At 33.5% G+C, this 12,431-nt stretch carries 12 protein-coding genes; 11 read left to right on the forward strand and 1 reads right to left on the reverse strand.

Annotation, left to right across the window (positions count from 1 at the left end; all coding sequences use genetic code 11):
- Positions 1-986 precede the first annotated feature (986 nt).
- From thrS to ACNQGH_RS20765, 5 genes are all read left to right on the forward strand, one after another.
- Positions 987-2,933, forward strand: coding sequence for a threonine--tRNA ligase (thrS, locus tag ACNQGH_RS20745; protein WP_417957927.1), 1,947 nt, complete (start codon positions 987-989; stop codon positions 2,931-2,933).
- A gap of 16 nt (positions 2,934-2,949) precedes the next feature.
- On the forward strand, positions 2,950-3,507 hold the full coding sequence (infC, locus tag ACNQGH_RS20750) for a translation initiation factor IF-3 (protein ID WP_369699884.1): 558 nt from the start codon (positions 2,950-2,952) through the stop codon (positions 3,505-3,507).
- A gap of 99 nt (positions 3,508-3,606) precedes the next feature.
- Entirely contained in the window at positions 3,607-3,804 is a 198-nt protein-coding gene (gene rpmI / locus ACNQGH_RS20755) for a 50S ribosomal protein L35 (protein WP_022827375.1), read from the forward strand.
- Positions 3,805-3,904: 100 nt separating this feature from the next.
- Entirely contained in the window at positions 3,905-4,249 is a 345-nt protein-coding gene (gene rplT, locus ACNQGH_RS20760) for a 50S ribosomal protein L20 (protein WP_417957928.1), read from the forward strand.
- Between the two features lie 161 nt (positions 4,250-4,410).
- A complete protein-coding gene (locus ACNQGH_RS20765) occupies positions 4,411-6,132 on the forward strand; it encodes a tetratricopeptide repeat-containing sensor histidine kinase (RefSeq protein WP_417957929.1) in 1,722 nt (573 codons plus the stop codon).
- 44 nt (positions 6,133-6,176) lie between these two features.
- Here ACNQGH_RS20765 and ACNQGH_RS20770 read toward each other — a convergent pair whose 3' ends face one another.
- A complete protein-coding gene (locus ACNQGH_RS20770) occupies positions 6,177-7,040 on the reverse strand; it encodes a hypothetical protein (protein WP_417957930.1) in 864 nt (287 codons plus the stop codon).
- Between the two features lie 346 nt (positions 7,041-7,386).
- On the opposite strand from ACNQGH_RS20770, the gene ACNQGH_RS20775 reads away from it, so the two are divergent.
- The 6 genes from ACNQGH_RS20775 to ACNQGH_RS20800 all read left to right on the forward strand — a co-directional run bounded on the left by ACNQGH_RS20775 (position 7,387) and on the right by ACNQGH_RS20800 (position 12,359).
- Positions 7,387-7,566, forward strand: a complete 180-nt coding sequence (locus tag ACNQGH_RS20775) for a hypothetical protein (RefSeq protein ID WP_417957931.1) — start codon at positions 7,387-7,389, stop codon at positions 7,564-7,566.
- A gap of 100 nt (positions 7,567-7,666) precedes the next feature.
- On the forward strand, positions 7,667-9,346 hold the full coding sequence (locus tag ACNQGH_RS20780; protein WP_417957932.1) for a tetratricopeptide repeat-containing sensor histidine kinase: 1,680 nt from the start codon (positions 7,667-7,669) through the stop codon (positions 9,344-9,346).
- Positions 9,347-9,356: 10 nt separating this feature from the next.
- Complete coding sequence (locus ACNQGH_RS20785) at positions 9,357-10,025, forward strand: response regulator (protein WP_417957933.1); 669 nt, start codon at positions 9,357-9,359, stop codon at positions 10,023-10,025.
- Between the two features lie 503 nt (positions 10,026-10,528).
- Entirely contained in the window at positions 10,529-10,765 is a 237-nt protein-coding gene (locus ACNQGH_RS20790; protein WP_417957934.1) for a hypothetical protein, read from the forward strand.
- A 185-nt stretch (positions 10,766-10,950) separates the two neighbouring features.
- Entirely contained in the window at positions 10,951-12,006 is a 1,056-nt protein-coding gene (locus ACNQGH_RS20795; RefSeq protein ID WP_417957935.1) for a type I restriction endonuclease, read from the forward strand.
- Positions 12,007-12,188: 182 nt separating this feature from the next.
- Positions 12,189-12,359 carry a hypothetical protein gene (locus ACNQGH_RS20800; protein ID WP_417957936.1) on the forward strand — a complete coding sequence of 57 codons (171 nt, stop codon included), beginning with the start codon at positions 12,189-12,191 and terminating at the stop codon, positions 12,357-12,359.
- The last annotated feature ends 72 nt before the right edge of the window (positions 12,360-12,431 follow it).

Here is a 12,431-nt window from a genome sequence, read left to right on the forward strand (position 1 = left end):
TCAAACTCTTCATCGTATATTGTGCGAATTCAAATAAATCTGAACTCTTTGTTATATTCGACTAAATTCTCTAGTGGTTTTTTCAAATCTTTCGATTCTATTACTCTTTATTCTTTTGTCTTGAAATCTCTTTCAAAACGGCTGTCAATTCAATATGTCTAGGAACGTGTTCTTCTTATTTTTAGCCTCTTCAACGCACATCGTGTGTCTCTGGAAGCGGGTGCAAAAGTACAACTTCTTTTTAATCTCGCAAGTGTTTTTGAAAGTTTTTTTTGGAAATTTTTATCCCCTTTTTCCTTTCTCTGAAATTATGATTTCTCATCTTTCCCCCCCACTCAATCTCTCTATGAACTTGCTCCCTTTCGGGTCGGCAAAGATAATTACTTCTTTCTTTTCTCGCAAATCTTTTTTCTAAAACTTTCGCTCTATATTTGATCCGCATTCCAATAAATAACTAAGAACTCCGCGTCATTGCGGGTGCAAAAGTAACCCCTTTATTCAGTTATTCAAGCTTTTTTAAACACTTTTTTTAACATTTTCTTAATCTAAGGTTTAACTCCCTGAAAACGCGTTTCTTAGAAATCAAAGTTTTTTAAACTCAAATCACTATCCCAGGATATCACAGTCAAAATCGATAAAATCACCCCTACCACCCCTTATACAGGCAATCCCACCATACCCTTCCTATCATTCATAAATCATTCTAAACACGGGAACCTGCTGCCTCTTTAAACTAATTTCCGATCTACAGAACTACTTTCCAGATCTGATGGCGCTAAAAATTCTTTAACTGATTCTCTGGTTTCTTACCGGAGAAAGATTAAAACAAATACTACCCAATAGCTCCAAATCGAAAAACCCACTCCATACCTATACAATATAGGAGTGTTGTTTTTCTTTTTACACCTACTATAGTAACAAACCTTACATATATATTGTATGTATTTTTGTAATGGTATATATTTGCAGTCTTAAAATAATAAACAATGATTAAGATTACTTTGCCCGACGGGTCAGTTAAAGAGTTTGCGCCAGGGGTAACTCCTATGGATGTTGCTAAAAGCATTAGTGAAGGATTTGCCAGAAATGTGATTTCGGCTTCTTTTGATGGTACAACTGTGGAAACCACAACTCCTTTGACGACGAACGGCAGTCTTATATTATATACATGGAATGATGCCGACGGAAAGAAAGCTTTTTGGCATTCGACTTCACATGTCATGGCACAGGTTCTTGAGGAACTGTACCCAGGTATAAAACTAACTCTTGGACCGGCAATATCGAATGGGTTTTATTATGATGTAGATTTTGAAGATCAAAAAATCACAGATGCTGACTTTAAAAAAATTGAAGATCGTGTTCTTGAAATTTCACGCGGAAAGCATGAATTCAAACTACGTCCTATTTCTAAAGCGGAAGCTTTAGAACTATATAAAGACAACGTTTACAAAACAGAATTGATTACAAACCTTGAAGACGGAACTATTACGTTTTGCGATCACGATACGTTTACCGATTTATGTCGCGGTGGCCATATTCCAAACACCGGAATAATCAAAGCGATGAAAATTATGAGCGTTGCTGGTGCTTACTGGCGTGGTGATGAGAAAAACAAACAGTTGACTCGTGTTTATGGAACTTCGTTTCCTAAACAAAAGGACTTAACTGAATACTTAGAATTACTTGAGGAAGCAAAACGCCGTGATCATAGAAAACTAGGCAAAGAACTTGAGTTATTTGCTTTTTCACAAAAAGTAGGCGCAGGTTTACCATTGTGGTTACCGAAAGGCGCTGCTTTACGAGATAGACTAGAACAATTTTTGAAAAAAGCGCAGAAAAAAGGAGGATATGAACAAGTGGTGACGCCACATATTGGTCAGAAAGAATTGTATGTAACTTCGGGGCATTATGCAAAATATGGTGCTGATAGCTTCCAACCAATAAGCACTCCGGCAGAAGGAGAAGAGTTTTTATTAAAACCAATGAACTGCCCTCATCACTGTGAAATTTATAATGTACGCCCCTGGTCATACAAAGATTTACCCAAGCGTTATGCAGAATTTGGTACAGTTTACAGATACGAACAAAGTGGCGAATTACACGGTTTGACTCGTGTAAGAGGGTTTACGCAGGATGACGCCCATATTTTCTGTACTCCGGAACAACTGGACGACGAGTTCAAGAAAGTAATTGACTTGGTACTATACGTATTCGGTTCATTAGGATTCGAAAACTTTACAGCTCAGATTTCCTTGAGAGACAAAGAAAACAGGGATAAATATATAGGTACCGATGAAAACTGGGAAAAAGCGGAAAATGCAATTATCAACGCTGCTGCCGACAAAGGACTGAATACCGTAGTTGAATATGGCGAAGCCGCTTTCTATGGCCCGAAATTAGATTTCATGGTAAAAGATGCCTTAGGAAGACAATGGCAGCTAGGAACGATTCAGGTGGATTATAACCTACCGGAACGTTTTGACTTGACGTACAAAGGTTCTGATAACGAATTGCATAGACCTGTGATGATTCACAGAGCTCCTTTTGGCTCAATGGAACGATTTATTGCAATTTTACTAGAACACACCGCAGGAAATTTCCCACTATGGCTGATGCCTGAGCAAGCTATAATATTGTCTTTGAGCGAGAAATATGAAATATATGCGAAAAAAGTTTTAGATTTGCTAGAAAATCACGAAATTCGCGCCCTCATTGATAATAGAAACGAGACAATAGGCAAGAAAATTAGGGATGCCGAAATGCAAAAAACCCCATTTATGTTGATTGTAGGTGAGGAAGAAGAAAAAAACGGCACTATCTCTATCCGTCGTCACGGACAGGAAGGAAAAGGAAATATCAGCGTTACAATAGAAGAATTTGTTGCTATTGTAAACGAAGAGATAAATAAAACATTAAAAGTATTTACAGTTTAACTTAAATTATAAAGTCATAGCAATAAGAAGCAACAGAGGTTACCAACCTCGCGTAGAAAAAAAAGATGCACACAGAATAAATAATCTTATTCGTGGTGTACAAGAAGTAAGACTTGTAGGAGAGAACATTGAGCCAGGAGTTTTTAAACTTTCCGAAGCTTTAAGATTAGCTGACCAATTTGAATTGGATTTGGTTGAGATTTCTCCTAATGCTGAACCACCGGTTTGCAAAATCATGGATTACAAGAAATTTGTTTACGAACAAAAGAAACGTGATAAAGTCTTAAAAGCGAAATCTACACAAGTTGTTGTGAAAGAAATCCGTTTTGGTCCACAAACCGATGAGCATGATTATGAGTTTAAGAGAAAGAACGCTGAGAAATTCTTGAAAGAAGGAGCGAAATTAAAAGCTTTCGTTTTCTTTAAAGGACGTTCCATTATCTATAAAGATCAAGGTCAAATCTTATTATTAAGACTAGCCACAGATCTTGAAGAGTTTGGTAAGGTGGAGGCCATGCCAGTTCTTGAAGGAAAGAGAATGATTATGTTCATTGCTCCTAAGAAAAAGAAGTAAACGGTTTGCAGTTCAGTATTCAGTTTTAAAACTGAAAATTAAGACTTTAAACAAAAGATAAGATAAGTAAGTAAGAATAAATTAAAACACTAGGAAAAAATGCCTAAAATGAAAACCAAATCTAGCGCCAAGAAACGTTTTAAAGTTACTGGTTCTGGGAAGATTAAAAGAAAGCATGCTTTTAAAAGTCATATCTTGACTAAAAAATCTAAAAAACGTAAATTAGCATTGACACACTCAGCGCTAGTTCACAAAACAGATATGAAAAGCATCAAACAACAATTAAGAATTATCTAATAATTCTTTAGGTTAAAACAATTTAAAATAACCTTGGAGTATGGCCATTAAGTGCTTTTGATTAAATTCAAGCCGCCTGCTACAAAAAAACAATAAAATTATGCCAAGATCGGTAAATTCAGTTGCAAAAAGAGCAAGAAGAAAAAAAATAATGAAGCAAGCCAAAGGTTTCTTTGGTAGACGTAAAAACGTTTGGACAGTTGCTAAGAATGCGGTTGAGAAAGCAATGTGCTACGCTTACCGTGATAGAAAAGTGAATAAAAGAAATTTCCGTGCTTTATGGATTCAACGTATCAACGCTGGAGCTAGATTGGAAGGAATGTCTTATTCACAATTCATGGGTAAAGTAAAAGCTAACGGAATCGAATTGAACCGTAAAGTTCTTGCAGATTTAGCGATGAATCACCCAGAAGCTTTCATAGCAGTACTTAATAAAGTAAAATAAACGTTTTATCAACTCAATTTAGATTACTTACTTATATAGAACCTCAATCGAAAGATTGGGGTTTTTTGTTTTTTAAATGGTATTTAAACCTTCTCTACAAAATAACAATTATACTAATCAGATCCCTTTTGTATTGCAATTAATTTCTGTACTTTCGGCTAATGATACTTAAAAAGTTCCCTTTTTCAATTTCTATTTTATTACTGATCCTACTTTTCATTGCACAATCTTACAAACAAAAGACGCAAAACAATCAAAAAAAACAACCTGATGTAGCAGAAATTAATAGCTTCTTAGCAATTGGTCACAAACATTACGATAATGAAGAATTTGACAGTTCTTACTATTACTATAACAAAGCCAAATATACAGCCGAATTAAAAAAAGACACCTCTAGAATTATTCATTCCTTAGCGTGGATGTCACAAATCCAAAGGGCTCTGGGAGATTACTCCGGTAGTGAAGCCACGGCTGTCGAAGCACTTCCTTTTCTCGAAAACACAGAAAAATATCCCAACGGAAAATGGAACATCTATAATACTCCGGGAAATAATTATCTCTACACATTTGACAATGACAACGCTCTCTATTACTTCAAAAAAGCGTTAAATTTAAAAACAGATCAAATTGACAAAGCTGGTATTGTAAACAATATTGCGATAACCTATATAGAAATGGGTGATTATCAAAAAGCCTTACAAATTCTTCTGCCTTTGATTAAAAGGAAAGAAGTGATCCATCATGCCGAAACATTTGCCAGAATAAACGACAATTTAGGTGATGTCTATACTAAATCAGGAAGTCCAAAGGCATTTTACTATTTAAATCAAGGCTTAAAAATAAGGTTAAAAATAAAGGATGACTGGGGACTGCTTTCGAGTTATTATCATCTTTCCGAATACTACAAAAAAAGCAATCCAAATTTAGCCACTGCATACGCCCAACTGACCTATGAAAAAGCAACCGAAATAAACAGTGTTGATGATCGTTTGCGATCTTTGGAACTACTAATTAAAAACAGTACAGGAAATAAATCGAGAAATTTTTCATTGCACTACCTCCATATCACTGATAGCATAAATAAAGTACGGCAAAAATCGAAAAATGAATTTGCTAAAATCAAATACGATTCCAAAAAACAAAAAGAGGAAAATCTAAAACTAAAAACACAAAAAATACTTCAACAGGAACAGCAACAAAAGAGCTACCTCATTTTATATTTTGTTGTTGCAATTATTATTTTGACAAGTATTTTTATATCTAATTTTCTTGTAGCCAAAAACAAAAGAGAAAAAATAAAAACCTCCTATAACACTGAGATTCGGATTGGCAAAAAACTTCACGATGAATTGGCTAATGATGTGTATCATACCATGGCTTTTGCCGAAACACAAGATTTATCTACCAGTCAAAATAAAGAAATACTACTTACCAGCCTAGATACCATTTATTGCAGAACACGAAACATTTCTAAAGAAAACAGCACCGTAGAAACCGGACCTTTCTTTGTGTCGAGTTTAAAAGAAATGATGTCTGGATTCAATACAAGTACGGTGAATGTATTAATCAATGGAATAGATACAATCAATTGGACTACTTTAGAAGACAATAAAAAAATAACCATTTACCGTGTCCTTCAGGAATTGCTTGTCAACATGAAAAAACACAGTCAATGCAGTTTGGCTGTAATCACTTTCGAAAAAAATGAAAATAAATTACAAATCGATTATACGGATGACGGCGTTGGAACTGTATTTGATAAATTAAATTCAAAAAGCGGATTACAGAATGTCGAAAACCGAATTTCCGCTATAAAAGGAACCATTACTTTTGATATCAAATCCAACAAGGGGTTTAAAGCAAGTTTTACCTTTCCGAAATAATCAAAATTATCCCATTTAACTGAATCAATCAGATTGAAGCGTCATTATTTATCGATATATTTTTTAATAATATAAGCAGATATTGGCTTTAAGGTTTTCCCTGTTTCCGGATGTAGCCCGGGCTGATTAAAATATTCATAACTTCCGTCAAATGATTTTCCATACCACACTATCGGCCTTCCTTTTTTGAAGAAAATACTCTTTGTGTTCACCTCTATTTTTTTAAAGGATAATAAATACTCGTTCAAAACCATCACCGACGTAAAATTAGTCCTTACTATTTCACTTTTACAATCTAGGGCTTCATAATGATTGCCGTTCCAAATCATACATTCTTTTTTTGGAAAAACTATATCCTTTACCGTATATCCCATAAAAAATAGCGACAACAATACAGCAAAAACAATTGCTTTCTTTTTTTTTACTCGTTTACTTTTCTTTAGTTTCAATCCTTTTTCACCGAATTTATCTAAAGGAGTATTCTTGTCACGCCCTTCCTCTTTCTCCATTACTATAGAAACGCCTGGACTTCGTTCATTAATTTTCGCATTAAGCAAATACTTATTGTAAGGTCTAGGATGAAAATCAACAAGAATAGCTGCCAATTCAATCCTTGCCGTATTCTCGGAATCTTTCTCTCCCTTTAAGAATGATATAATAGGTCTAAACCGTGCTATATCAAAATTCTCGATAGACTTCCTTAGACTTCCCTCTTCCTTTACATTAAAAAACAAGTTTAAAATATTTTTATCAGAGTTGGATAAAGAGTTCTCAAAAATCATCAAACACAAATTTCGCAATTGAGCTGGTGTGGGATTCAACAAAATACCAGAAACCTCTTCCCCTTTCATCTCTACGTATTTTGTCTTTATAGCACCCTTATATTCTTCAAAGGTAATTTTATTCATAAGCATTTACAGGTCTTAACAAGCATTAAACGGAATTCACCAGAATTACCGGAATTACAGGAATTCCACTAAAATTATTCAACACAGACAGTATTTCTTTGCTACAGAATTAGTTCCTGTCTTGAATTGCAATCAAGACAAATGTACAAAACTAGTTCTAAAAAAAGTGTCGCTAACCAGTATGGCAAGTTTATCAGGGAAGTATAAATATACTATTCTGCATCAGCGCACTTCACTTCCCAAAAAGCAAAAGAACAAATTGTTTTTAAAGGCTTGCCTATTCTGGCAAAGATCCGATTTCAATATCGGACAGTCCGACCTATGTCTAATTTTTAATTTCCAAAAAATGAAAAGAATAATTCTAGTATCGTGTTATATCCTTGCATGTGTTGCTATGGTTTCGTGTACCAATGATGAAGTGGAAACAACTCCAAACAATTCTAAACAACAAATATCCGCCGATGCGGCTAGTGATCCAATTGATGGACAAAATGGTCAAATTCCGATTACTCCTCCAAAACCATAAGGTAAAATCAATTCGAATGTTCCAATATTTTAATTAATTTCTGTATTTTCGGGAAATGATACTTAAAAAGTTCCATTTCCCGATTTGCATTTTATTACTAGTGCAATTATTTGTCTTACAATCCTGTAAAAAAGAAAAGCAAAACATTGCTAAATCTAAAGCTAATACCCATTATGCAAAGTATTTGACACTTGCTGAAAACTATTTTGAAAACAAAAAAAACGATAGTGCTTTCTATTATTATAATAAAATAAAATCTACTTCTAATGTTTTAACAGATAATGAAAAGATAATTTATTCATTATTAAAAATGGCCATCATTCAACAAAATGAAGGTGATTATTCAAGTAGCGAAACTACGGCAACGGAAGCTCTATCATTCTTTCAAAAAGATACAAACCCCGCTTATAAATGTGCTCTTTTTAATCTATTAGGGATTAATTATGAGAACTTATATGATTATAATAATGCTATTTATTATTATAATCAAGCCTATAATGAAGCCGATACTAAATTACAAAAAATCATTCTTAAAAATAATATTGCAGTCGTATACATGGATAAAGAAGACTATCAAGGTGCCATACGTGTTTTTTCGTCAGTGATTCTCAATAAAGATATTCCAAATGGTGCAGAAACCATGGCCAGATCACTCGATAATTTAGGTTATTGTTATTTTAAAATTGGTGATCCAAAAAGCCTTGGCTATATGAGTGAATCTTTGAAAATGAGAAAAAAGATAAAAGATGGCTTTGGAATAATGGCAAGCTATATCCATTTTTCCGAATTTTATAAAGAGCCTAATTCTGAAAAATCTGATCGCTATGCACAACTAGCCTATGAAAAAGCCACCGAAATAAAAAGCGTAAATATTCGCTTAAAATCATTAGCCTTATTGATCGAAAATAGCATTGGCGATCGATCAAAAAAATTCTCCCTGTTGCATCTACATCTTACTGACAGTATCAATAAAGTGCGACAAAAGGCAAAAAATCAATTTGCTAAAATAAAATACGATTCCAAAAAAGAAAAAGAAGAAAATTTAAAACTAAAAGCTCAAAAAGCAGAAAACGCACTTCAATTGGAACAACAAAAAAACAGCAACCAACTTTTATATTTCGCTGTTGCTTTTATCGTTTTGGTTAGCATTTTCATTGCCAATTTTCTTATAGCCAAAAACAAACGAGAAAAAATAAAAGTCTCTTATACTACTGAGATTCGAATTGCAAAAAAATTACATGATGAATTAGCTAATGATGTTTACCATACGATGGCTTTTGTCGAAACACAGGATTTATCCAACGGTCAAAACAAAGAAAAATTGCTCAGCAATCTCGACACTATCTATTCCAGAACAAGAAACATTTCTAAAGAAAACAGCACTATCGCAGAAGGACCTCTTTTTATATCCAACTTAAAAGACATGATGTCCGGATTCAATAACAATGAAGTCAATATATTGACCAATGGAATAGATACAGTTAATTGGACCACTTTGGAAAATAATAAAAAAATAACCGTTTATCGTGTCCTGCAAGAATTACTTGTCAACATGAAAAAGCACAGTCAGTGCACCTTAGTCATAGTAACTTTCAAAAAAAATGAAAATAAATTACATATAGATTACACTGATAACGGCATTGGAGCGTCATTTGATGAAAAAAAATCAAGAAATGGACTACAGAATGTGGAAAACCGTATTCAGGCTATAAAAGGAACAACTACTTTTGATACTAAATCCGATAAAGGATTTAAAGTAAGTTTTATTTTTCCAATATAATCATGACCTTATGTTCCGTAAAGTTTTAGTTGCCGAAGATTTAGACAGTATCAGTATAACAGTTGTTCAAGCACTCGAGGAACTTTCTGTTGTAGAAATTCATCATGCAAAATACTGTGACGATGCTTTCTTAAAAATAAAAAAAGCTCTTCATGATAAGGAGCCTTTTGATTTATTAATCTCGGATTTGTCATTTACACCAGACCATCGGGAAGACAGACTCGGTTCAGGTGAGGAGTTAATTGATGCTGTGAAAAAACTACAGTCAAATATCAAAACCATAGTGTTTTCTATTGAAGATAAATCTTTTAGAATAAAGTCCCTTTTTAATATTACCGGAATCAATGCCTACGTGTGTAAAGGACGTAATAGTATTCCTCAACTTAAAAATACGGTTCAGAACCTATTTAACGGTGATGATAAAATCATTTCTCCTGAACTGTCACACCTATTAAGAGACAAGACAATCTTGGAAATTGAAGCCTATGACATTTCTCTTTTAAAATTTTTATCTAAAGGATTAATTCTTGACGAAATAGCATCGGAATTTAAAAAATCTGGGATTATTCCTAATGGCAGCAGTAGCATCGAGAAGCGAATCAATAGACTCAAAATATACTTCAAGGCCAGTAACAATGTGCATCTTATTTCCATAACCAAAGATTTAGGATTGGTATAGCCTGCTGCATGGTCCTTTCAAACAGAAACTACATAGCTACAGATTCAACTAATTAATTTGATCCACTTAGTCGCAGGAACTAAATATTTTTTTACCTTTTTCGAAAAGAATTATCCCTTTTACGGTTTCCCGTAAAAAATTAATTTTTATAAAGATTACGTTTGGCCTGTTTAACTTTAAAATTTAAAAAATGGCCAATTTTACAACTGAAGACTTAGCATTTACAGGATATTCTAAAACAGTTGATGCGACAAATAATGGCAATCCTCTTGAAATATCTAATGCCTACATGTAGATAAAAACAAAGAATGTGAAGTAGTTCATTTTTGCAATCAGTTTTTAGAAAAATATAAAGTCCCACAAACAAAAGCAAGTTTCCAAAAAGTAGAAAGCTTTTTACAACACTCTATTTTAGAACGTCAAATTTATCGAGAAGAATTGTTAGACTGGATTGCCAGCAACTGGATTAAAATAGGTTAGTCTTTGGCACTGAAACCCAAGCGATGATAAGAGATACCAAATTGGTATTAAATGGAACTCCAAAAAAGAAGCATCCAATCCTAAATTACAAATGGGTCAAAAGAGTTGATGATTATTCAAATTATGCAAAAGAATATGTCACACATTATAAAAAATCACTCCAAGGAAATTCAATTTCATTGTCAAAATACCCTTACATGAAAGTGAAATGGGAAGCTTTAGGCACGAAATTGGAGAAAGCAAAAAAAGGAGCAAATTGACAAATCAGCAAATAAAAAAATATTAAAAATCCATATGAAAATAGTAACATGTTGCGACTAGATACTCTTTATTAAAAACCTCGAGCAAAAAAATACTAAAAAAAAGACAAGAATGTGGAAACCCGTAAAAAATTGATTTTTAATGGATGTAGGTTTGTGTGTAACTAATTAACCCTCAAAATAGTATGGAACTAACTAACCAGCTCAAATCATTGGCCGACAAAATCAATCAGCTAAAAGATAAAATTGAAACTGAAGAATCTACTAAACACGCATTTGTACTGCCATTCATAAACATGCTTGGTTACGATGCTTTTAATCCTCTGGAAGTTGTCCCCGAATTTACAGCAGATCTGGGTTTAAAAAAGGGAGAAAAAGTAGATTATGCCATTTTTCAGAATGGGGAACCGATACTCATTGTTGAATGCAAAAGCTGGAAAGAGAATCTCACGATTCATAGTTCACAATTGTTTCGCTATTTTCATGTTACTAAAACACGTTTTGCTCTTTTAACAAATGGAATTCATTATCAGTTCTTTACTGATTTGGACGAGAAAAATAAAATGGACCAAAAACCATTTCTTGAATTTGATATTGTGAATCTTAAAGAAAATTCCATTATTGAAATAGCCAAATTCCATAAATCAAGTTTCAATGTAGACCACATTGTAAATAATGCAAGCGCATTGAAGTATACTAAAGAGATAAAAAAGCAAATTAATGACGAGCTCGAAAATCCTTCTAATGAATTTGTCAAGCTTTTTGCCAATAAAGTCCATGCAGGAAGGCTGACAGAAAAGGTTGTGGAGGAATTTAAAGAATTAGTCCAAAAAGCATTCAATCAATTTATCAGTGAAAAAATTAACGATCGTTTGAATGCCGCTCTTAATAAAGAGACTATTAAACAAAAAGAGGAACAACTAGAAAGTATTGAAGAAGAAAGTCGCGTGGTTACCAGCGAAGAGGAACTGGAGGGTTATCGAATTATAGTCGCCATTCTAAGGCGTAAGCTTCCTGTAAACAGAATCGCTTATCGTGATACACAATCTTATTTCGGAATTCTTCTCGACGACAACAACAGAAAACCATTATCACGACTACATCTTAATGGAGGTAAAAAATATATTAGTCTCTTTAATGATAACAAAACCGAAGTAAGACAAGCCATTCAAACTGTAGATGATATATATCAATTTGAAAAAGAATTATTGGACACCGTTGGGTTGTACGAGATAGAGTAATTCTTTTGTTTATAATCTTTTCAGTCAGCATTCTAATTTAACGAATCAAAATCCATTGAAATACTAAAACTAAAGTTCTAAAAAAAATATTTTGAAAAAAACAACGAAAATGAGTTTCCCGCAAGGACGCGATTTTTATTAATGCTACGTTTGATCTATTAATTAATTAAATATTTGAAATTATGTCAAAAAAACCCATTGGAACAACCGCAAAAACGGGAGAAAATTGTCTGGAATCAGGAGTATGGAAAGTTATTGGTAATCCATCAACAACTGCTCCAATTGCTGAAGGAAATAGAATGCCTCCTTATGATGGTAAATCCGCAACTTGGTCACTAACCCAGTATGCTTAGTTAAAAAAGGAATCTGCTAAGCAGACTCCTTTTACCTAAAAATTAAAAAGGTAAAACCTAATTCAAAAATTG

Origin of the sequence: Flavobacterium kochi (genome assembly GCF_048286715.1) — a bacterium.
In the GTDB taxonomy this organism is placed as follows: domain Bacteria; phylum Bacteroidota; class Bacteroidia; order Flavobacteriales; family Flavobacteriaceae; genus Flavobacterium.